The sequence below is a fragment of the Streptomyces roseus genome (assembly GCF_001044425.1).
Taxonomy (GTDB): domain Bacteria; phylum Actinomycetota; class Actinomycetes; order Streptomycetales; family Streptomycetaceae; genus Streptomyces; species Streptomyces roseus.
The window spans coordinates 1-19373 of record NZ_LFML01000023.1; the positions used below are offsets into that span (position 1 = coordinate 1).

Consider the following 19373-nt stretch of genomic DNA (forward strand, 5'->3'; position numbering starts at 1 on the left):
CGCATCGGCGTCGGAGCCGGCCTCCGCGCCGGCGTCCGAGCCTGCCTCCGCGTCCGATTCCGCCCCGGGGCCCCGCCGGGCCGGTGCCCCCGCCGAAGCCCGGGGCCTCGACGCCGGATCGGCACCCGGCCGGACGGCTCCGGCGGACGGGCGCGCCGTACCCCGTGTCACCGACCGGGCCGTGTTCGAGCGGATGGCCGAGCGGGCCACCCGGCCCGCCGGGCTCGTACGCCGCGCCGCGGCCCGCTTGCTGGACACCCTCGTGTTCGCCGCGGTCGCGGCGGCCGCCGCCCGGCCCCTCCTCCCCGCGGCCACCGCCCACCTCGAAGCCAAGGTCGACGCCGCCAAGGGCAGCGGCAGGACCACCACCGTCTGGCTGTTCGACTCCACCATCGCCGGATACCTCGGCCTGGTCCTGGCCGCCGTACTCCTCTTCGGGGTCTTCTACGAGGCGCTCCCCACCGCCCGCTGGGGCCGCACCCCGGGCAAGAAGCTCCTGGGCGTCCGGGTCCTGTCCGCCGCCACCCTCCGCCCGCCCACGTTCGGCGCGGCCCTGCGCCGCTGGCTGGTGTACGTGCTCCTCGGGCTCCCCGGCAGCCTCTGGTGCCTCGGGGACCGCCCCCGCCGCCGGGGCTGGCACGACCGGGCGGCGGGCACGTACGTGGCCCGCTGACCCCCGGTCCGCGGGCCGCCGGGGCCCTCTTCCCCCGAACGGACGCCGTCCCGTTGCGGGGTGCGCGGAGCCGGGTTCGACTCGGGCCATGAGTACCGATCAGCCGCCGCCGGGCCGGCAGCCCGAGGACGACCCGTTCCTCAAGAAGCCCCAGGAGCCGACGCCTCCGTCGGGCGGTTCGCCGTACGACCGGCCCCCGGGCGGCCCGCCGCCCACCCCGCCGGGCGGTCCGTACGGCGGCGGGGGCGCGGGAGGCGGCGGCTACCCGCCTCCGCCGGGCGGCTACCCGCCTCCGCCCCCGCCTCCGCCCCCGGGAGGCCCGTACGGCGGCAGCGGCGGCTACGGCATGCCCGATCCGCTCGCCGGGATGCCCCCGCTGGCCGACTTCGGCAAGCGGCTGGGCGCCCGCATCATCGACGTGGTCATCGTGCTCATCCCGCTGTTCCTCATCCAGCTGGCCTTCGGCACGAAGAGGTACACGGTCGAGACGAACAAGGGCGAGGACGTCAGCGAGGTCTTCACCAAGTCGTACAGCGGCAGCGGCCTGGCGATGACGCTGATCTCGATCCTGTTCTTCGTGGGCTACGACTGGTGGTTCACGAGGAAGGACGGCCGCACGCTCGGCAAGAAGGCGCTCGGGCTGCGCGTGGCGATGCTCAACGACGGCAGCGTCCCGCAGTCGGGCGCCGCGCTCGGCCGGGCCGCGATGCTCTGGCTGCCGGCGCTCATCTGCTGCCCCTGCCTGTGGCAGATCGTGCTGATCGTCTCGATCCTCGTGGACAAGCCGTACAAGCAGGGCCTGCACGACAAAGTGGGCAAGACCGTGGTGGTCACCGCCTAGCGGCGCGGCGCACCCGCGGGAGCAGGGCCGGGTCCCGCTGCGGCGGGGCGGCGTACGGCTCAGTGGTGGACGGGCTGTTCGACGGCGGCCGTCCGGGGCTCAGGCACCCGGGCGGCCGCCGCCGCGTCCGCGGGCACCGGTCCGGGCGCGGTCCCGTGAGCGTTCGCGGGGGCGCCGGCGGGCGTGATTTCGGTAACACCGGGGGAAACACGGGGGGTGCGGGCATTGGCCCGGACCGTCCCGGCCGGGGCCGCATGGCGGCCGCGCCGGCGGGGGCTGGCCGCGGTGAGCGCGACGAGCAGTCCGAGGGCCAGGGCGGCGGTGGCGATGACGGCGATCCCGCGCCCCGTGCTCGTCTGTGAGAGCAGCAGCATGGCGATGGTGGACACGACGACGGTGGCGGACCCGTAGAACAACTGGGCGGCAGTCGGACGCGGCATGGCGGTATCCGTCCTCGAGGCGGGGAGGGGGAGTCGGCTCAACTAGGTCGCGCGTCAAGGGACTCTACGTCGGGGAATTCCCGGGCGGAACCGCCAGTAAGCGTGACCTAACCCACGGTGCCCGGCGCACGGGGGGCGTACGGGATCATTGCGCGTCACACGCCGGGGTGCAGGACGCGGCCTTCGTCCCATATGGCAGAGGAACGTCCGCATACCGGAACTACCTGACCGCATAGTGCAGTTGTAAGGAACAAGTCAAGGTCTGTCTTTTCCCTCGACTCTCCGGTCAAATGTCGTCACTTGAGACGCGCGCCGCGCGGAACCCCCCACTCCAACGGAGATGTTCCGACCTGTGTCGCGGCCGCGGGAGGGGAACGACATCAAGTGACCAGCAATTCCGCTAGCAGACGAGCGCTGCGCGCCGCAGCCGTCGGCGTGACACTGGCCGCCACCGCGGCTTCCGGCGCCTTCCTCGTCACGGCCCAGGCTTCCGAGGCGCCGTCGACCGCGCCCGCCGCGGAACGCCAGGACCCGACCTCCCCCGCGAAGGAGGCGGTCCAGCACAACCTGAAGGGCCCGTTCAGCGACCAGCAGGCGCAGGCCCGCGAAGCCGCCCTGGACCAGGTGCTGTCCGGCAAGAAGACCGTGGAGCAGCGAGGCGCCTCCAAGGTCGTCAAGCTCGACGACAGCAAGTACGTCGAGCTCGGCCGCGAGAAGACCGACAAGATCTTCACGATCCTCGTCGAGTTCGGCGACCAGGTCGACAACACGACCATGTTCGACCCGGACGGCCCCAACGGCCCCAAGCCGCCGGTCCCGAAGTACGGCGGCACCCCCGGTCCGCTGCACAACACCATCGCGCAGCCGGACCGCAAGGAAAACAACAGCACGGCCTGGCGCAAGGACTTCAGCCGCGACTACTTCCAGGACCTGTACTTCGGTACCGGCCAGGGCAAGGACTCGCTGAAGACCTACTACGAGAAGACCTCCTCGGGTCGCTACTCGGTCGACGGCCAGGTCGCCGACTGGGTCAAGATCCCGAACAACGAGGCCCGTTACGGCTCCAACTACTGCGGCCAGACCAACTGCGCCAACGTGTGGGACACCGTCCGCGACGGCGTCAACGCCTGGGTCGACGCCCAGAAGAAGGCCGGCAAGACCGACGCCGAGATCAAGGCCACGCTGGCGCAGTACGACCAGTGGGACCGCAACGACTACGACGGCGACGGCAACTTCAACGAGCCCGACGGCTACATCGACCACTTCCAGATCGTCCACGCGGGCGAGGACGAGTCGGCCGGCGGCGGCGTGCAGGGCACCAACGCCCTGTGGGCGCACCGCTGGTACGCCTACGGCACCGACGCGGGCAAGACCGGCCCGGCCAACAACAAGGCCGGCGGCACCCAGATCGGCGACACCGGCATCTGGGTCGGCGACTACACGATGCAGCCGGAGAACGGCGGCCTCGGCGTCTTCGCGCACGAGTACGGCCACGACCTCGGTCTGCCGGACCTCTACGACACCTCCGGTGGCGGCGAGAACTCGGTCGGTTTCTGGTCCCTGATGTCCGCCGGCTCCTGGCTCGGCGAGGGCAAGGACTCCATAGGCGACATGCCGGGCGACATGACCGCCTGGGACAAGCTGCAGCTGGGCTGGCTGAACTACGACACGGCCAAGGCCGCGACGAAGTCCACCCACAAGCTGGGTGTGTCGGAGTACAACACCAAGGACAAGCAGGCGCTGGTCGTCGAGCTGCCGAAGAAGCAGGTCAAGACCGACATCGTCGCTCCCGCCGAGGGCTCCTCGCAGTGGTGGAGCAACATGGGTGACGACCTCAAGAACACCCTCACCCGCACGGTCGACCTGACCGGCAAGTCCTCCGCCGCACTGGGCCTCAAGGGCTGGTGGGACATCGAGAAGGACTACGACTACCTCTACACCGAGGTGTCCACCGACGGCGGCGCCACCTGGACCGTCCTGAACGGCACCGCGGGCGGCAAGGCCATCCCGGCCGACGCCGCGGGCAACGCCGGTCTGACCGACGTCTCGGGCGGCTGGCAGGACCTGAAGTTCCCGCTCGACGCCTACGCCGGCAAGAAGATCGACCTCCGCTTCCGCTACCAGACGGACGGCGGCGCGGGCGGCAAGGGCTTCACCGCCGACGCCCTCGCGATCACCGCGGACGGCCAGACCCTGTTCACCGACGGCGCCGAGAACGGCGACAACGGCTGGACCGCCAAGGGCTTCTCCCGCCAGGGCTCCGGGTTCACCAAGGAGTACCCGCAGTACTACATCGCGGAGAACCGCCGCTACGTCTCGTACGACTCCACCCTCAAGGTGGGCCCGTACAACTTCGGCTGGGCCAACTCGAAGCCGGGCTGGGTCGAGCACTACCCGTACCAGGACGGCCTGCTGATCTGGCTCTGGGACAAGTCCCAGAAGGACAACAACACCAGCCAGCACCCGGGCTCGGGTCTGATCCTCCCGATCGACGCCAACGCCAAGCCGATGAAGTGGTCGGACGGCACCCTGCTGCGCAACAAGATCCAGCCGTACGACGCGACCTTCAGCGCGTACTCGACGGACGCGTTCACCCTGCACAAGAACGGTGAGTCGCTGTTCCTGAAGCCGAAGCCCGCGAACCTGGTCTTCGACGACCACAAGGGCAAGTACTACTACGACGAGAACCCGACCGGTTCGGTGAAGGTCGCTGACACCAACACCAAGATCAAGATCGCGAAGGAGACCTACGACGGTCTCCAGATGACGATCGAGGTCGGGCCCGCCGTCAAGTAACTCGGCAAACCCGCAGGTCAAAGCATGATCGGCCGTCGCCCCCTAGCGGGCGGCGGCCGATCGCGTTTAGATGCGGGTGCGAGTTTTTCTTATTGACGGGGGAGCTGAAGATCATGCCCGGTGGAGGTTTCGTCAGATTGCCAGGCGGCAGCGTGGTGGTCGCGCTCACGCTGCCGCGGCCCTGCGGCGAGGGCGGGAACGTCCGCGTCCTGGTGCACGCCGCGAACCGGGCCCGCGCCCTGACCAGGCTGCGGAACCTCGGCATGCGAGCGGTGTACCTGCGCGGCAACGCACAGCCGCCGACCCCCGACGAGGTCACGGCCGTCCTGCACCACCCGGACGGCCTGCTGTGGCGCGGCGCCCCGGACCGGGCGCAGGAGCTCTGGCACCCGATCCGCGCCCTCCTGGGCCGCTAGGGGCTCGCGACGCGGCCCCGTCGGCCCCTTCGGCCCCCTTCAGCGGCCCCTACCGCCCCTACGGCGTCTGGCGGGGGCTCTCGCCGACCAGCTTCACGCCGGCCGCGCGCAGCTCCTCCACCGCCCGGGAGGTCGTGTGGGGGGCCACGGCGGCCGTGAGGTCCAGCAGCACGCGCGTCGCGAAGCCCTCGCGCGCGGCGTCGAGGGCCGTGGCCCGTACGCAGTGGTCGGTGGCGATCCCGACGACGTCGACCTCGGTGACCTCGCGGTCGCGCAGCCACTGCGCGAGCCGGACGCCGTTCTCGTCGGCGCCCTCGAAACCGCTGTACGCGGCCTCGTACGCGCCCTTGTCGAAGACGGCGGCCACCGCTCCCGAGGCGACGGCCGGGGCGAAGTTCGGGTGGAAGCCGACGCCCTCGGTGCCGGCGACGCAGTGCACCGGCCAGGAGTTCTCGTAGTCCGGTTCGGCCGGGGGGTGCGCGAAGTGCGACCCGGGGTCGACGTGGTGGTCGCGGGTGGCGACCACGTGCCGGTAGCCGGCCGTGGCCTGGCCGACCAGCTCGGTGATCGCGGCGGCGACGTCGGCCCCGCCGGTGACCGCGAGGCTGCCGCCCTCGCAGAAGTCGTTCTGTACGTCGACGACGATCAGTGCGCGGTGCATGTCGCGTGTCCTTCGGTTGTCGTGGTTGCCGCTGCGCGGGCTCTTCCCCCGTCCCGCCCCTGCCCGAAACCGGGGGCGGCACCCAGGCCCCCGGCCCCCGCTGCGGCCTGGGCCCCCGGCCCCCCTCCGCACGCGGGGCCCGGCGCGGGGTTACGCGTACTCGGTCGGGATCACGGCCTCGCCGCGCGAGAGCTGCGTCGCGGAGAGCGGCAGGCTCGCGAGGGCCTCGCGGTGGCGGTCGCGCGCGGCCTCCAGGGACTCCCGCGCCACCACCTCTCCCGCCTTCACCAGCTGGACGGGGAGCTGCTCGTCCGCGAGCGCCGCCGGGACCGCGCCGGTGCCGACCACCTCGGCTTCCGCGACCCCGTCGGCGTCCTTGCGCCGCGCCGCCCACTTGCGGCCGCCGATCGAGGTCTTGCCGCCCGAGGACTTCTTCGCCACCGCCACCAGCGGGGCCTTCGGATCCGCCGAGGCGGCCCGCGCCACCAGCTTGTAGACCATCGAGCACGTCGGGTGGCCGCTGCCCGTCACCAGCTGCGTGCCGACGCCGTACGCGTCCACCGGAGCAGCCGCCAGCGAGGCGATCGCGTACTCGTCCAGGTCCGAGGTGACCACGATCTTCGTCGCCGTCGCCCCCAGCTCGTCGAGCTGCTGGCGCACCCGGTGCGCGACCAGCAGCAGGTCGCCGGAGTCGATCCGGACCGCTCCCAGCCCCGGGCCGGCGACCTCGACGGCCGTCCGTACGGCCTCGGCGACGTCGTACGTGTCCACCAGCAGGGTGGTCCCGCTGCCCAGCGAGGCCACCTGGGCCTGGAAGGCGTCCCGCTCGGTGTCGTGCACCAGCGTGAAGGCGTGCGCCGAGGTCCCGACCGTCGGGATCCCGTACCGGAAGCCGGCCGCCAGGTCCGAGGTGGAGGTGAAGCCGCCGACGTACGCGGCCCGCGAGGCGGCCACCGCGGCCAGCTCGTGCGTGCGCCGCGCGCCCATCTCGATCAGGGGCCGCCCGCCGGCCGCCGAGGCCATCCGGGAGGCGGCGGCCGCGATCGCCGAGTCGTGGTTCAGGATCGACAGGATCACGGTCTCCAGCAGCACGCACTCGGCGAAGCTGCCCTCGACGCGCAGGACCGGGGAGCCGGGGAAGTAGACCTCGCCCTCCGGGTAGCCCCAGATGTCGCCCGAGAAGCGGTACGAGGACAGCCAGTCCAGGGTCCGCATGTCGACGACGGCCCGCTCGCGCAGGAACTCCAGCACGGCGGCGTCGAAGCGGAAGTTCTCCACCGCGTCCAGGACGCGCCCGGTGCCCCCCACCACGCCGTAGCGGCGCCCCTCGGGCAGCCGCCGGGTGAAGACCTCGAAGACCGACCGGCGGTCGGCGGTGCCGTTCGCCAGGGCGGCCTGCAGCATCGTGAGCTCGTAATGATCCGTGAAGAGCGCTGTCGACGGCACGTCCACCGGCAGGCCCAGGTCCGCAGGGTTCATGTCACGGATGCTAGCGCACATTTCGTCAAAGTGACGAGATCTCGGGACCCGTTTGTGCGACGGGCCGGTCGCAGTGGCAGCATGGGACAAGTGAGTGTTGCTCCCATTGAGATCGAACGCACCGAGTCGGCCGAAGAGACCTTCGCGGTCCCCGAACCCGACGTTCCCTGGGTGACCCTGGTGCACAACGACCCGGTCAACCTCATGAGCTACGTGACGTACGTGTTCCAGGCGTACTTCGGCTACTCGAAGGACAAGGCGCACAAGCTGATGCTCGACGTCCACCACAAGGGGCGGGCGATCGTCTCCAGCGGCACCCGTGAGGAAATGGAGCGCGACGTGCAGGCCATGCACGGCTACGGCCTGTGGGCGACCCTCTCCCAGGACCGCATCTGATGGGGCGCTCCGCCGGAATGTTCGAAGCCCTGAAGGGCGGCGGCGCCGCCATCGCGCTGGACGAGGTCGAGGTCTCCATCCTGCGCTCGCTGGCCGTGCAACTGCTGGAGCTCATCGGTCCGGGCGCGCCCGAGCCCGACGAGGGCGCCGACCCGCTGGCCGCGCTGTTCGCGGAGAGCGGCCAAAAGCCCGTCGAGCGGCCGTCCGACCCCGCGCTGATGCGGCTGTTCCCCGACGCGTACGGCGGCCCCGGCCCCGAGGACCGCACGGTGGACCCGGCCGAGCTGGCCGCCCGGTCGGCGGAGTTCCGCCGGTTCACCGAGAACGACCTGCGCAGCCGCAAGCGGGAGGACGCCCTGGCCGTCGTACGGAGCCTGGACGGGCTCACGCCCGGCGGGGACGACGCGGCGGTGCTGGAGCTCACCGGAGAGCTTCCCCTGCGCTGGCTGGGTGCGCTCAACGACCTGCGCCTGACGATCGCCGCGCGGCTCGACATCACCGAGGACGACGAGAGCGCCATGCTCTTCCGGTTGCCGGACGACGATCCGCGCAAGCCGATGGTGATGGCGTACCTGTGGCTCGGCGGCCTCCAGGAGACGCTCATCGAAACGCTCTGAGAAACTCCGGCGACGCGCACACCGTTCGCTCAGCGGACGCTCAAATCCGGATAACGATCAGATCACCGCGATGCGGTGATCTGATGCGTTTCGGGTCCTGTGTCCCGAATTTCTTGTGCCACAGGTCACTTTTCCGTGCTCCGGCCACCCGTAAGCCCGTGATAAATCTTCACGACCGCCGCGGGGCGCCACCCATGTCCCCGGCCCGCTGGAACCGGCTGACCGCCGGGTGCAACTCCATCCGTATCCGGGGGGATCGAGGACCCGATCCGCTGCCTTCGAAGGCGCGGGTCGGCGTGGAGAAAGGCGCACCAAGACATGACCTCTGTGCAGGTCGAGCAGCACGACAAGACGCCCGGCGAGGGCGCCGCGGCCGAGGGTGGCGAGGGTTACCACCGCGCACTCGGAGCCCGCCAGATCCAGATGATCGCGATCGGCGGAGCCATCGGCACCGGCCTCTTCCTGGGCGCCGGCAAGGCGATCTCGAAGGCCGGTCCCAGCCTGATCCTGGCCTACGCCATCGCGGGCCTGGTCATCTTCTTCATCATGCGCGCCCTCGGCGAGCTGCTGATGTACCGCCCGGTCTCGGGCTCCTTCTCGGACTACGCCCGGGAGTTCCTCGGCCCCTTCTGGGGATACGCGACCGGCTGGACGTACTGGCTCTTCTGGGTGGTCACCGGCATCACCGAGGTGACCGCGGCGGCCAAGTACATGTCGTACTGGACCCACGACAGCTTCCCGCAGTGGGCCTACGCGCTGATCTTCACGGTCATCCTCTACGCCGCCAACCTGATCTCCGTGAAGCTCTTCGGCGAGCTGGAGTTCTGGTTCTCCATGGTCAAGGTCACCGCCATCGTCGGCATGATCCTGATCTGCGCCGGCATCCTCACCATCGGCTTCTCCGACGCCGCCGCGACCGCCTCCGTCTCCAACCTCTGGAGCGACCGCGGATTCTTCCCGAACGGCATCGGCGAGACGCTGATGACGCTCCAGATCGTCATGTTCGCCTTCCTGGCGGTCGAGCTGGTCGGCGTCACCGCCGGCGAGTCCAAGGACCCCGAGAAGACCCTGCCCAAGGCCATCAACACCGTGCCGTGGCGCATCGCCGTCTTCTACGTCGGCGCCCTCATCATGATCATGTCGGTCATCCCGTGGTCCAACTTCAAGGCGGGCGAGAGCCCGTTCGTGCTGGCCTTCGAGAAGATGGGCCTCGGCGTCGGCGCCGCGATCGTCAACTTCGTCGTGCTGACCGCCGCCCTGTCCTCCTGCAACTCGGGCATGTACTCCACCGGCCGCATGCTGCGCGACCTCGCGCTCAACGGCCAGGGCCCGAAGTTCTTCACCAAGCTCACCAAGAGCGGCACCCCGCTCGTGGGCACCACCTTCTCCGCCGCGCTGATGCTGGTGGGCGTCTGGATCAACTACGTCGCCCCGGGCAAGGCCTTCGACTACGTCGTCTCCTTCGCCACCATCTCCGGCATGTGGGCCTGGATCATGATCCTGGTCTGCCAGATCCGCTACCGCGCCAAGGCCGACCGCGGCGAGCTGCCGCAGTCCCCCTTCCGGGCCCCCGGCGCCCCCTGGAGCAGCTGGTTCGCCCTGCTGTTCATCGGCATGGTCATCGTGATGATGGGCATCGACAAGGACTCCCGCGTCTCGCTGTACTGCGCGCCGCTGTGGGGTCTGATCCTGGGTGTCTCGTACCTGGTGCTCAAGAAGCGCAACCCGGCCGGAGCCGCCTTCAACAAGGCCGGCGGGTCCGACAAGGCTGCCGAGCCGGTCGCCTGACCGGTCCTGTCCAGCATCCGGGCCCTCCTGTACCACACCTCGGTACGGGAGGGCCCGTCTGCTTATCCTGTCGACCATGCTGACCCTCACCCAGGCGCTGTACGACCAGATCGTCGAGCACGCCCGCAAGGACCACCCCGACGAGGCCTGCGGCGTCGTGGCCGGACCGGCCGGCACCGACCGCCCCGAGCGGTTCGTCCCGATGCTCAACGCGGCCCGCTCGCCCACGTTCTACGAGTTCGACTCGAAGGACCTGCTGAAGCTCTACCGCGAGCTCGACGACCGGGACGAGGAGCCCGTGATCGTCTACCACTCGCACACCGCGACCGAGGCCTACCCCTCCCGTACGGACGTCACGTACGCGAACGAGCCCGGCGCGCACTACGTCCTGGTCTCCACGGCCGACACCGACGGCCTCGGGGAGTTCCAGTTCCGCTCGTACCGGATCGTCGAAGGCGTCATCACGGAGGAAGAAGTGCAGGTCGTAACGGGCTACTGACCACGATGTGAGCGGTTTGCGTCCACGATGCGGGATCACACTCCAAACGGGGGACCGGGAATCGTTAACATGACCGCATGGTTCCCCACGACGTGAGCATCGAGACGCCCGGCAGGCTGCTGCTCGTGGCGCGGCTGCACGTCGACCTGTGCCGCCTCGCCAGCAGCATCTGTCCTGCCGCCTGAGCACCACAGCCCCTCGCGCGGGGGCCTTCGCGCCGCGCGCCCTTCACGCCCCTTACGCCTTTACTTCACCACTGGAGCCAGCCATGGCCATCGAGGTCCGCATCCCCACCATCCTCCGCACCTACACCGACGGCGAGAAGGCCGTCAGCGGTGAGGGCGCCACGCTGTCCGAGCTCTTCGCGGACCTGGAGACGCGCCACAAGGGCATTCGAGAGCGAATCGTCGAGGGCGCTGACGGCGGCAAGCTGCGCCGCTTCGTGAACGTCTACCTCAACGACGAGGACGTCCGCTTCCTGGACGGCATCTCCACCGCCCTCAAGGACGGCGACAGCGTCACCATCCTCCCGGCGGTCGCCGGCGGCTCCGTCTGATGCGCTACGACTCCCCGCTGGCCGCGGTCGGCAACACGCCGCTCGTTCGGCTGCCCCGGCTGTCGCCCTCGGACGACGTCCGCATCTGGGCCAAGCTGGAGGACCGGAACCCGACCGGCTCGATCAAGGACCGCCCCGCGCTCCACATGGTCGAGCAGGCCGAGAAGGACGGCCGGCTGACCCCCGGCTGCACGATCCTGGAGCCCACGTCCGGCAACACCGGCATCTCGCTGGCGATGGCGGCCAAGCTCAAGGGCTACCGGATCGTGTGCGTCATGCCGGAGAACACCTCGCAGGAGCGGCGTGACCTGCTGGCCATGTGGGGAGCCGAGATCATCTCGTCGCCGGCGGCGGGCGGATCGAACACCGCCGTCCGGGTGGCCAAGGAGCTGGCGGCCGAGCACCCCGACTGGGTGATGCTCTACCAGTACGGGAACCCCGACAACGCGGGCGCGCACTACGCCACGACGGGCCCCGAGATCCTGCGGGACCTCCCGACGATCACCCACTTCGTGGCGGGCCTGGGCACGACCGGCACCCTGATGGGCGCGGGCCGCTACCTGCGCGAGCACGTGCCGGGCGTACGGATCGTCGCGGCGGAGCCCCGCTACGACGACCTGGTCTACGGCCTGCGCAACCTCGACGAGGGCTTCGTCCCGGAGCTGTACGACGCCTCGGTCCTGACGACCCGCTTCTCGGTGGGCTCGGCGGACGCGGTGACGCGCACCCGCGAACTCCTCCAGCAGGAGGGCATCTTCGCGGGAGTCTCCACCGGCGCCGCCCTGCACGCGGCGATCGGCGTGGGCCGCAAGGCGGTCGCGGCGGGCGAGAGCGCGGACATCGTCTTCGTCGTGGCCGACGGCGGCTGGAAGTACCTCTCGACGGGCGTCTACACGGCGAAGACGACGGAAGAGGCCATCGAAACCCTCCAGGGCCAGCTCTGGGCGTAGCCGCGGCCCCGCGGCTCAGCCGCCCAGCAGCTCCGCGAGCACGGCGGCGTGGCTCGACGCCGGGTCCTTCACCGCGGTCAGGAGCGTGAGCGGCCCCGCTCCGGCCAGGCCGCGCAGCCGCTCCAGCTCGGCCGCGGCGCCCGGCTGCGCCAGCTCCGCCTCGTACCGGGCCCGGAACTCCCGTGCCGAGCCCCCGCCCCCGTGGAACCACTTCCGCAGTTCCCCGGACGGGGTCACCGCCTTCGGCCACTCGTCCACCGCGGCCGCCGCCTTCGCCAGGCCCCGCGGCCACAGCCGGTCCACCAGCACCCGTACGCCGTCCGCCGCCGGCTCCGGCGGATCGTAAACGCGCCGCACCCGAATCACCGGCCGCCGCCTCCCAGTCCCTTGACCTCGTCCCAGACCGCGGGATCCAGCACCCCGAGCCGGCCGGCGAACTCCCACACCGACACCTCCTCGGGCCGGTCCGCCTCCAGGAAGCCCGCCCGGCCCTGCGCCCCCACCGTCCCCGGCGGCAGCGGGATCACCCCGGCCCGCCGGTCGTCGTACTTCCCGGTGATCCACGCGACCCGCGCCCGGTGGACCCGTACGGAAGACACCGCCAGCACCAGGCACAGCCGCCCGTCCGCGAGGGCCCACAGCTCACCGGCCCGCGGCTGCGGAGCCGCGCCCGGCCCGTGCGGCGGCGCGGCCCGGGCGGCGCGCCCCGGCCGCCGCCCCGCGACCAGCACCACCAGCGCCACGGCCACCACCGCGGCCGCCGCGGGCCACCAGGACGTGTCCATATTCCGAAGGTAGTCGCGCCCCCACCCCCCGGCGCGGCAATGCACCGGCGGCGCACCGGCACGCCCGTGCCCACCGTCGCTCCCCCGGGTGACAGCACAGGTGATTCCCCCCACAACGGCCTGCCGCGGAGGAGCGACCGGACGTTTCGCGCCTTACGCTCGACCCACGCACGGCCCGCATTCCGTCCACGGACCGTCCCCGGAGGTTCTCGCTCCATGAAGCTCACCGTCGTCGGCTGCTCGGGGTCGTTCCCGTCCGCGGAATCGGCCTGTTCGAGCTACCTCGTCGAGGCCGACGGCTTCCGGCTGCTCCTCGACATGGGCAACGGCGCCCTGGGCGAGCTGCAGCGACACATCGGTCTCTACGACCTCGACGCGATCTTCCTGAGCCATCTGCACGCGGACCACTGCATCGACATGTGCGCGTACTTCGTCGCCCGCTTCTACCGCCACGAGGGCGGCCGCTGCGGCACGATTCCCGTCTACGGGCCCGAAGGCACCGAGAAGCGCCTGACGACCGCGTACGAGGACGTCCCCGACGAGCGCTCCATGAGCGAGGTCTTCGACTTCCGGACCCTGAAGTCCGGCAGCTTCCGGATCGGCCCGTTCACGGTCCGCACCGAGCGGGTCTGCCACCCCGTCGAGGCCTACGGCATCCGCGTCGAACACGGCGGCCGCTCCCTCACGTACTCCGGCGACACCGGGGTCTGCCCCGAACTGGGGATGCTGGCCGAGGGCACGGACCTGTTCCTGTGCGAGGCCTCCTTCACGCACGGCAAGGAGGACGTCCCCGACCTCCACCTCAACGGGCGGGAGGCCGGGCAGGTCGCGCACGGCGGCCGGGTCGGCCGGCTGGTCCTCACGCACGTCCCGCCGTGGACCGACGCCCGCCAGAACCTGGCCGACGCCCGCGCGGTCTTCGACGGCCCGGTGGACCTGGCGTACGCGGGCGCCGTCTACGAGATCTGAGCGAGGCCCCGCGGCTCCGCCCTCCGCCCCCGCGTACGAGGAAGCCCCCGCCCTCCCGGAAGAGGAGTGCGGGGGCTTCGCCGTACGCGGGTGTTCCTACTTGGCCTCGGCCTTCGCCAGCTCGGCGAGCTCCTCGTCGGACTCGCGGCCCGGCGTCGGGAGGTTGAACTTCGTGATCGCGAAGCGGAAGACCACGTAGTACACCGCCGCGAAGCACAGGCCCACGACCGCCAGGCCCAGCGGGTTGGTGGCCTTGCCCAGGTTCAGCAGGTAGTCGATGGCACCGGCGGAGAAGCCGAAGCCGTCCTTCATGCCCAGACCCCACGTCAGGGCCATGGAGACACCGGTCAGCACCGCGTGGATCGCGTACAGCACCGGGGCGATGAACATGAACGTGAACTCGATCGGCTCGGTGACACCGGTGACGAAGGAGGTCAGCGCGAGGGAGAACATCATGCCGCCGACGACCTTGCGGCGCTCGGGGCGGGCGCAGTGCACGATCGCGAGGCAGGCCGCCGGAAGGGCGAACATCATGATCGGGAAGAAGCCGGTCATGAACTGTCCGGCGGTCGGGTCGCCGGCCAGGAAGCGGGAGATGTCGCCGCTCTTGCCCTGGTACTCGCCGGCCTGGAACCACGGGAAGGAGTTCAGCAGGTGGTGCATGCCGACCGGGATCAGCGCACGGTTGGCGACACCGAAGATGCCCGCGCCGACCGCGCCGGAGCCGACCAGCCACTCACCGAAGCTGTGCAGACCCGTGCCGAGGACCGGCCAGATCAGGCCGAAGACGATGCCGATGACGAGACCCGCGAAGGCGGAGAGGATCGGGACGAGGCGGCGGCCGCCGAAGAAGCCCGCCCACTCGGGCAGCTTGGTCCGGTAGAACTTCTGGTAGATCAGGGCGACCACGATGCCCATGACGACACCGCCGAGGACCTTGGCGTCGACCGGGGCCTCGATCATGACGACCTTGCCGTCGACCGCCTTGGCGACCTTCGGCAGGTTCGAGTCGGTGAACGTGGCGAGCACGTTCTTGAAGACCAGGTAGCCGGTGACCGCGGCGAGCGCGGTCGAACCGTCGGACTTCTTGGCGAAGCCGATCGCGATGCCCACGGCGAAGAGCAGCGCCATGTTGTCGAGGATCGCGCCACCGCCGGCGGACATGTATCCGGCTATCTTGGTCAGGAACGTCGGCAGCGAGGGGTCGCCGAGCATGTCCTTGTCGCCGAGGCGGACGAGCAGCGCGGCGGCCGGGAGCACCGCAACGGGGAGCATGAGGCTCCGGCCGATGCGCTGCATGACGGCCATCACGCCCGCGCCCTTCTTCTTTTCCGCAGCGGTGGCTGTGGACATGAGGTTCCTCCAGAAGGCAAGGCGCCGCCCAGCGGGTGCAACGGGGGATGGCGGCGTCTCAAAACGGGGGTACGCGAGCTCCGGACCGGGCTTGCGTGGTCTACACCAATGGGTGGTGTAGACCAGTTGTAGCATGGTCGGGGATAGATAAGGAACCTTCGATTTCCTGTGGTCTACACCACACATGCGGAAGGCCCCTGGATCCGTGGATCCGGGGGCCTTCCGCGAGCGGGGTCCGTTACGCCTTCGTGTTCTCCGCCTCCATCGCCGCGATCTCCTCGTCCGACTCCCGGCCCGGGGTCGGCAGGTTGAACTTCGTGATCGCGAAGCGGAAGACCGCGTAGTACACGATCGCGAAACCCAGCCCGATCGGGATGATCAGCCACGGTTTGGTCGCCAGGCTCCAGTTGATGACGTAGTCGATCAGCCCCGCCGAGAAACTGAACCCGTCGTGGACCCCCAGCGCCCACGTCACCGCCATGGAAACGCCCGTCAGTACGGCGTGCACCACGTACAGCGCCGGCGCCACGAAGAGGAACGAGTACTCCAGCGGCTCCGTGATGCCCGTGACGAAGGACGTCAGGGCGACCGACAGCATCAGACCGCCGACCTCCTTGCGCCGCTGCGGCTTCGCGCAGTGCGTGATCGCCAGCGCCGCCGCCGGAAGCGCGAACATCATGATCGGGAAGAAGCCGGACAGGAACAGGCCGGCGTCCGGGTCGCCGTTCAGGAACATCGGGATGTCGCCGTGCACCGTCAGCCCGTCCGGCGTGGTGTAGCTGCCGAACTGGAACCACACCGGCACGTTCAGGAACTGGTGCAGGCCGATCACCAGCAGCGCCCGGTTCGCGATGCCGAAGATGCCGGAGCCCCAGGAGCCCAGGCCCACCATCCAGTCGGAGAAGCTCTCCAGCGCGTCGCCGACCGGCGGCCAGATCAGCAGGCAGAGCACGGCGAAGGCGATCGCCACGAACGTCATGATGATCGGGACCAGCCGGCGGCCGTTGAAGAAGCCGAGCCAGTCCACCAGCTTCACCCGGTGGTAGCGCTGCCAGAACCAGGCGGACAGCAGGCCCATCACGATGCCGCCGAAGACCCCCGGGTTCTGGAAGGTGTACTCGGCGAAGGTGAAGTCCGGCCCCAGGCAGCCGCCCCCGACGTCCCTCGTTCCGGCCGGGCAGCTCGTGGGGAAGACGCGCAGCACGCTCCGGTAGACGAGGAAACCGACCACCGCCGCCAGAGCCGTCGAGCCGTCCGCCTTCTTGGCCATGCCGATCGCGACGCCGACGCAGAAGAGGAGGGGCAGGCCCAGGTCCGCGTTGAGCAGCGCGGCGCCCGCGGCCGCCATCACCTTGGCGACGTTCGTCCAGTCCAGGCCGTCCTTGCCGAACATGTCCGGCTGGCCGAACCGGTTCAGGATGCCGGCCGCGGGCAGCACCGCGATCGGCAGCTGGAGGCTGCGGCCCATCTTCTGCAGCCCCTGGAACAGGCCGTTCCACCACTTCGGCTGCGGTGCGGCCGCGGCACTGCTCGCACTCATCGGCATCCTCCCTGAACGGCCCGTTTTTGGCAGGGGCAGCACGTGCGGCACACTGGTGTAGACCAGTTGCGGGGCAGGCTGCTGCTGATCGTCATGATTCGGCAGACCCCGGTCATGCGCTCGCGTAGATGGGCCAACCGTGCGTTACCGTGACGAAGCGAACCGCGCAGGTCGTTCTTCGTAGAACTCAGGGAGAAAACATGGCCACCAAGGCTGAGAAGATCGTCGCCGGGCTCGGCGGCATCGAGAACATCGAAGAGGTCGAGGGCTGCATCACCCGCCTGCGCACCGAGGTCGTCAACCCCGACCTCGTCGACGAGGTCGCCCTGAAGGCCGCCGGCGCCCACGGCGTCGTCAAGATGGGCACCGCGGTCCAGGTCGTCATCGGCACCGACGCCGACCCGATCGCCGCCGACATCGAAGACATGATGTGAGCTGAGCTCCCGCTCCCACCTCCGCCAGACCCCGTACCGGACCCACCCGGACGGGGTCTTCGCGTACCCGGCGCCCGCCCACCCGGCCACCCACTAGGCTCGGACGCATGTCTCGCATCGACGGCCGCACGCCCGAACAGCTCCGCCCGGTCACCATCGAACGGGGATGGAGCAAGCACGCCGAGGGCTCCGTCCTCATCTCCTTCGGTGACACCAAGGTCTTCTGCACCGCCTCCTTCACCGAAGGCGTCCCGCGCTGGCGCAAGGGGAGCGGCGAAGGCTGGGTCACCTCCGAGTACTCGATGCTGCCCCGCTCCACCAACACCCGCGGCGACCGCGAATCCGTACGCGGCAAGATCGGCGGCCGCACCCACGAGATCTCCCGCCTCATCGGCCGCTCCCTGCGCGCCGTCATCGACTACAAGGCGCTGGGCGAGAACACCATCGTCCTGGACTGCGACGTCCTCCAGGCCGACGGCGGCACCCGCACCGCCGCCATCACCGGCGCCTATGTGGCCCTGGCCGACGCCGTCGCCTGGGGCCAGCAGAAGAAGCTGATCAAGGCCGGCCGCAAGCCGCTCACCGGCACCGTCGCCGCCGTCAGCGTCGGCATCGTGGACGGGGTCCCGCTGCTCGACCTCTGCTACGAGGAGGACGTGCGCGCCGAGACCGACATGAACGTCGTCTGCACCGGCGACGGCCGCTTCGTCGAGGTCCAGGGCACCGCCGAGGGCGAGCCGTTCGACCGCAAGGAGCTCAACGCCCTCCTGGACCTGGCCGCCGGCGGCTGCGCCGACCTGGAGGCCATCCAGCTGGGCGCGCTCCAGCTCTGACCGGCAGGACGAAGGACAGAACCGCGGGGGCCGCCGACGCGTCCCCCTGAGTACGGGCGCACGGTGTCGAAGCCGTGCGCCCGTCCTCGTACCCGTACCTCCGTGCATCCGTACCGCTGTACCTCCGTACCTCCATGCATCCGTAGTCGACCACTGGGAGATCCGAACATGAACCCGAAGCACCGCATAGCGGCGGTCGTGCTCGCAGCGGCTCTCGCCGTACCGGCGCTGACGTCCTGTGACGCGATCTCGACGGCGATGGACTGCGCGAACACGGCCGTGGCCATCACCGACGGGGCCAACGACCTCCAGCAGGCCGTCTCCCAGGCCGGCAACAGCCCGCAGGACGCGCAGAACGCGCTCAACCAGATCGAGGCGAACCTCAAGAAGGTCGGCGACCAGACCGACAACGCCGACCTGAGCAAGGCCGTCTCCTCGATGACCACGGCGGTCAAGAACGTCCGCACGGCCATCGAGAACGGCAACACCACCCCCGACATCCAGCCGGTCGCCGACGCGGCGAAGGAACTGTCGAAGGTCTGCACCCCGGGCTGAGCCGTCACCCGCCCGGAGGGGGCCGGATAATGGTGGGCATGACCAGCCGCCTGATCCTCGCCACCCGCAACGCGGGCAAAATCGCCGAGCTCCACGCCATCCTGTCCGACGCCGGCCTGCCGCACGAGCTGGTCGGCGCGGACGCGTACCCGCAGATCCCGGACGTCAAGGAGACCGGCATCTCCTTCGCCGAGAACGCCCTCCTCAAGGCGCACGCCCTGGCGCAGGCCACCGGTCTGCCGGCGATCGCCGACGACTCGGGCCTGTGCGTGGACGTCCTGAACGGCGCGCCCGGCATCTTCTCGGCGCGGTGGGCGGGCAGGCACGGCGACGACCGGGCCAACCTGGACCTGCTGCTGGCCCAGCTCGGGGACATCGCCGACGAGCACCGCGGAGCCCACTTCGCGTGCGCGGCGGCCCTCGCCCTCCCGGACGGCACCGAACGCGTCGTGGAGGGCCGCCTCCTGGGCACCCTGCGCCACGCCCCGGCGGGCACGGGCGGCTTCGGCTACGACCCGATCCTCCAGGTCGAGGGCGACACCCGCACCTGCGCGGAACTCACCGCGGCGGAGAAGAACGCCATCTCCCACCGGGGCCAGGCCTTCAGGGCCCTGGTCCCCTTCATCCGCGCCCTGGTCGCCTGACCCCCCCCGACCACGCCGAAGGCCCCGTACGCGAGCACTCGCGTACGGGGCTTTCTCGGAGTGGGCCCGGTGGGACTCGAACCCACGACACACCGGACCTAAACCGGCGCCCTCTGGCCAGCTGGGGTACGGGCCCATCGCGGCTACT

General features: G+C 70.4%; 23 protein-coding genes and 1 tRNA gene. 16 read left to right on the forward strand and 8 right to left on the reverse strand.

From position 1 onward, the window contains the following. The coding region (locus tag ACS04_RS06435) for an RDD family protein (RefSeq protein ID WP_048475549.1) at positions 1–673 on the forward strand (673 nt) is incomplete at its 5' end. Between the two features lie 88 nt (positions 674–761). Next, positions 762–1514, forward strand: a complete 753-nt coding sequence (locus ACS04_RS06440) for an RDD family protein (RefSeq protein WP_048475550.1) — start codon at positions 762–764, stop codon at positions 1512–1514. A 59-nt stretch (positions 1515–1573) separates the two neighbouring features. Here the strand turns inward: ACS04_RS06440 and ACS04_RS06445 are convergent, their stop codons facing one another. Beyond that, on the reverse strand, positions 1574–1954 hold the full coding sequence (locus ACS04_RS06445) for a hypothetical protein (RefSeq protein WP_048475551.1): 381 nt from the start codon (positions 1952–1954) through the stop codon (positions 1574–1576). A gap of 384 nt (positions 1955–2338) precedes the next feature. Here ACS04_RS06445 and ACS04_RS06450 point away from each other — a divergent pair, with 384 nt between their 5' ends. Together ACS04_RS06450 and ACS04_RS06455 are read left to right on the forward strand one after the other, a co-directional pair. Then, positions 2339–4750 carry an immune inhibitor A domain-containing protein gene (locus tag ACS04_RS06450; RefSeq protein WP_245236302.1) on the forward strand — a complete coding sequence of 804 codons (2412 nt, stop codon included), beginning with the start codon at positions 2339–2341 and terminating at the stop codon, positions 4748–4750. Positions 4751–4863: 113 nt separating this feature from the next. Further along, positions 4864–5166, forward strand: a complete 303-nt coding sequence (locus ACS04_RS06455; RefSeq protein WP_048475574.1) for a hypothetical protein — start codon at positions 4864–4866, stop codon at positions 5164–5166. Between the two features lie 58 nt (positions 5167–5224). Here ACS04_RS06455 and ACS04_RS06460 read toward each other — a convergent pair whose 3' ends face one another. Both ACS04_RS06460 and ACS04_RS06465 read right to left on the reverse strand, forming a co-directional pair. Next, positions 5225–5827 (reverse strand): isochorismatase family protein, encoded by a 603-nt coding sequence (locus ACS04_RS06460; RefSeq protein ID WP_048475553.1) that lies wholly within the window; start codon positions 5825–5827, stop codon positions 5225–5227. 150 nt (positions 5828–5977) lie between these two features. Next, positions 5978–7306 carry a nicotinate phosphoribosyltransferase gene (locus ACS04_RS06465; RefSeq protein ID WP_048475554.1) on the reverse strand — a complete coding sequence of 443 codons (1329 nt, stop codon included), beginning with the start codon at positions 7304–7306 and terminating at the stop codon, positions 5978–5980. Between the two features lie 81 nt (positions 7307–7387). On the opposite strand from ACS04_RS06465, the gene clpS reads away from it, so the two are divergent. The 7 genes from clpS (at position 7388) to ACS04_RS06495 (ending at position 12112) form a co-directional block, all read left to right on the forward strand. Then, positions 7388–7702 carry an ATP-dependent Clp protease adapter ClpS gene (clpS, locus tag ACS04_RS06470; protein ID WP_030866534.1) on the forward strand — a complete coding sequence of 105 codons (315 nt, stop codon included), beginning with the start codon at positions 7388–7390 and terminating at the stop codon, positions 7700–7702. Then, on the forward strand, positions 7702–8319 hold the full coding sequence (locus ACS04_RS06475) for a DUF2017 domain-containing protein (RefSeq protein ID WP_048475555.1): 618 nt from the start codon (positions 7702–7704) through the stop codon (positions 8317–8319). The genes clpS and ACS04_RS06475 overlap by 1 nt, the downstream gene beginning before the upstream one ends. Before the next feature lie 318 nt (positions 8320–8637). Then, complete coding sequence (locus ACS04_RS06480) at positions 8638–10107, forward strand: amino acid permease (protein WP_048475556.1); 1470 nt, start codon at positions 8638–8640, stop codon at positions 10105–10107. 76 nt (positions 10108–10183) lie between these two features. Beyond that, the gene (locus tag ACS04_RS06485; RefSeq protein WP_048475557.1) at positions 10184–10606 is read left to right on the forward strand and encodes a M67 family metallopeptidase; all 423 of its coding nucleotides are present in this window, start codon (positions 10184–10186) and stop codon (positions 10604–10606) included. 77 nt (positions 10607–10683) lie between these two features. Beyond that, positions 10684–10791, forward strand: a complete 108-nt coding sequence (locus ACS04_RS40255) for a putative leader peptide (protein WP_324603773.1) — start codon at positions 10684–10686, stop codon at positions 10789–10791. Between the two features lie 83 nt (positions 10792–10874). Then, on the forward strand, positions 10875–11162 hold the full coding sequence (locus ACS04_RS06490) for a MoaD/ThiS family protein (RefSeq protein ID WP_030158638.1): 288 nt from the start codon (positions 10875–10877) through the stop codon (positions 11160–11162). Continuing rightward, positions 11162–12112 carry a PLP-dependent cysteine synthase family protein gene (locus ACS04_RS06495; protein WP_048475558.1) on the forward strand — a complete coding sequence of 317 codons (951 nt, stop codon included), beginning with the start codon at positions 11162–11164 and terminating at the stop codon, positions 12110–12112. Before ACS04_RS06490 ends, ACS04_RS06495 begins: the two co-directional genes overlap by 1 nt. 15 nt (positions 12113–12127) lie before the next feature. Here ACS04_RS06495 and ACS04_RS06500 read toward each other — a convergent pair whose 3' ends face one another. Both ACS04_RS06500 and ACS04_RS06505 read right to left on the reverse strand, forming a co-directional pair. Continuing rightward, positions 12128–12478 (reverse strand): DUF488 domain-containing protein, encoded by a 351-nt coding sequence (locus ACS04_RS06500; protein WP_048475559.1) that lies wholly within the window; start codon positions 12476–12478, stop codon positions 12128–12130. Next, positions 12475–12897 (reverse strand): hypothetical protein, encoded by a 423-nt coding sequence (locus ACS04_RS06505; RefSeq protein ID WP_048475560.1) that lies wholly within the window; start codon positions 12895–12897, stop codon positions 12475–12477. The genes ACS04_RS06500 and ACS04_RS06505 overlap by 4 nt, the downstream gene beginning before the upstream one ends. Before the next feature lie 216 nt (positions 12898–13113). On the opposite strand from ACS04_RS06505, the gene ACS04_RS06510 reads away from it, so the two are divergent. Beyond that, positions 13114–13866 carry an MBL fold metallo-hydrolase gene (locus ACS04_RS06510; protein WP_048475561.1) on the forward strand — a complete coding sequence of 251 codons (753 nt, stop codon included), beginning with the start codon at positions 13114–13116 and terminating at the stop codon, positions 13864–13866. A 96-nt stretch (positions 13867–13962) separates the two neighbouring features. Here the strand turns inward: ACS04_RS06510 and ACS04_RS06515 are convergent, their stop codons facing one another. Then, positions 13963–15219, reverse strand: coding sequence for a PTS transporter subunit EIIC (locus ACS04_RS06515; RefSeq protein ID WP_048475562.1), 1257 nt, complete (start codon positions 15217–15219; stop codon positions 13963–13965). Between the two features lie 238 nt (positions 15220–15457). Continuing rightward, positions 15458–16759 (reverse strand): PTS transporter subunit EIIC, encoded by a 1302-nt coding sequence (locus tag ACS04_RS06520; protein WP_048475563.1) that lies wholly within the window; start codon positions 16757–16759, stop codon positions 15458–15460. A 128-nt stretch (positions 16760–16887) separates the two neighbouring features. On the opposite strand from ACS04_RS06520, the gene ACS04_RS06525 reads away from it, so the two are divergent. The 4 genes from ACS04_RS06525 (at position 16888) to rdgB (ending at position 19225) form a co-directional block, all read left to right on the forward strand. Then, the gene (locus ACS04_RS06525) at positions 16888–17193 is read left to right on the forward strand and encodes a PTS sugar transporter subunit IIB (RefSeq protein WP_078864490.1); all 306 of its coding nucleotides are present in this window, start codon (positions 16888–16890) and stop codon (positions 17191–17193) included. Positions 17194–17300: 107 nt separating this feature from the next. Next, complete coding sequence (rph, locus tag ACS04_RS06530) at positions 17301–18026, forward strand: ribonuclease PH (RefSeq protein WP_030299875.1); 726 nt, start codon at positions 17301–17303, stop codon at positions 18024–18026. A 168-nt stretch (positions 18027–18194) separates the two neighbouring features. After that, positions 18195–18581 carry a hypothetical protein gene (locus tag ACS04_RS06535; RefSeq protein ID WP_048475565.1) on the forward strand — a complete coding sequence of 129 codons (387 nt, stop codon included), beginning with the start codon at positions 18195–18197 and terminating at the stop codon, positions 18579–18581. A gap of 38 nt (positions 18582–18619) precedes the next feature. Then, positions 18620–19225, forward strand: coding sequence for an RdgB/HAM1 family non-canonical purine NTP pyrophosphatase (gene rdgB / locus ACS04_RS06540; RefSeq protein WP_048475575.1), 606 nt, complete (start codon positions 18620–18622; stop codon positions 19223–19225). A gap of 61 nt (positions 19226–19286) precedes the next feature. On the opposite strand, the gene ACS04_RS06545 is transcribed toward rdgB, so the two are convergent. Next, positions 19287–19361 (reverse strand) — tRNA-Leu (locus tag ACS04_RS06545). Positions 19362–19373: the final 12 nt, after the last annotated feature.

Bases quoted from the DNA above. Each gene is read 5' to 3' on its own strand.
- ACS04_RS06440 (WP_048475550.1), top strand. From the start codon at position 762: ATGAGTACCGATCAGCCGCCGCCGGGCCGGCAGCCCGAGGACGACCCG.
- ACS04_RS06445 (WP_048475551.1), bottom strand. From the start codon at position 1,954: ATGCCGCGTCCGACTGCCGCCCAGTTGTTCTACGGGTCCGCCACCGTC.
- ACS04_RS06455 (WP_048475574.1), top strand. From the start codon at position 4,864: ATGCCCGGTGGAGGTTTCGTCAGATTGCCAGGCGGCAGCGTGGTGGTC.
- ACS04_RS06460 (WP_048475553.1), bottom strand. From the start codon at position 5,827: ATGCACCGCGCACTGATCGTCGTCGACGTACAGAACGACTTCTGCGAG.
- ACS04_RS06465 (WP_048475554.1), bottom strand. From the start codon at position 7,306: ATGAACCCTGCGGACCTGGGCCTGCCGGTGGACGTGCCGTCGACAGCG.
- clpS (WP_030866534.1), top strand. From the start codon at position 7,388: ATGGGACAAGTGAGTGTTGCTCCCATTGAGATCGAACGCACCGAGTCG.
- ACS04_RS06475 (WP_048475555.1), top strand. From the start codon at position 7,702: ATGGGGCGCTCCGCCGGAATGTTCGAAGCCCTGAAGGGCGGCGGCGCC.
- ACS04_RS06480 (WP_048475556.1), top strand. From the start codon at position 8,638: ATGACCTCTGTGCAGGTCGAGCAGCACGACAAGACGCCCGGCGAGGGC.
- ACS04_RS06485 (WP_048475557.1), top strand. From the start codon at position 10,184: ATGCTGACCCTCACCCAGGCGCTGTACGACCAGATCGTCGAGCACGCC.
- ACS04_RS40255 (WP_324603773.1), top strand. From the start codon at position 10,684: ATGGTTCCCCACGACGTGAGCATCGAGACGCCCGGCAGGCTGCTGCTC.
- ACS04_RS06490 (WP_030158638.1), top strand. From the start codon at position 10,875: ATGGCCATCGAGGTCCGCATCCCCACCATCCTCCGCACCTACACCGAC.
- ACS04_RS06495 (WP_048475558.1), top strand. From the start codon at position 11,162: ATGCGCTACGACTCCCCGCTGGCCGCGGTCGGCAACACGCCGCTCGTT.
- ACS04_RS06505 (WP_048475560.1), bottom strand. From the start codon at position 12,897: ATGGACACGTCCTGGTGGCCCGCGGCGGCCGCGGTGGTGGCCGTGGCG.
- ACS04_RS06510 (WP_048475561.1), top strand. From the start codon at position 13,114: ATGAAGCTCACCGTCGTCGGCTGCTCGGGGTCGTTCCCGTCCGCGGAA.
- ACS04_RS06515 (WP_048475562.1), bottom strand. From the start codon at position 15,219: ATGTCCACAGCCACCGCTGCGGAAAAGAAGAAGGGCGCGGGCGTGATG.
- ACS04_RS06520 (WP_048475563.1), bottom strand. From the start codon at position 16,759: ATGAGTGCGAGCAGTGCCGCGGCCGCACCGCAGCCGAAGTGGTGGAAC.
- ACS04_RS06525 (WP_078864490.1), top strand. From the start codon at position 16,888: ATGGGCCAACCGTGCGTTACCGTGACGAAGCGAACCGCGCAGGTCGTT.
- rph (WP_030299875.1), top strand. From the start codon at position 17,301: ATGTCTCGCATCGACGGCCGCACGCCCGAACAGCTCCGCCCGGTCACC.
- ACS04_RS06535 (WP_048475565.1), top strand. From the start codon at position 18,195: ATGAACCCGAAGCACCGCATAGCGGCGGTCGTGCTCGCAGCGGCTCTC.
- rdgB (WP_048475575.1), top strand. From the start codon at position 18,620: ATGACCAGCCGCCTGATCCTCGCCACCCGCAACGCGGGCAAAATCGCC.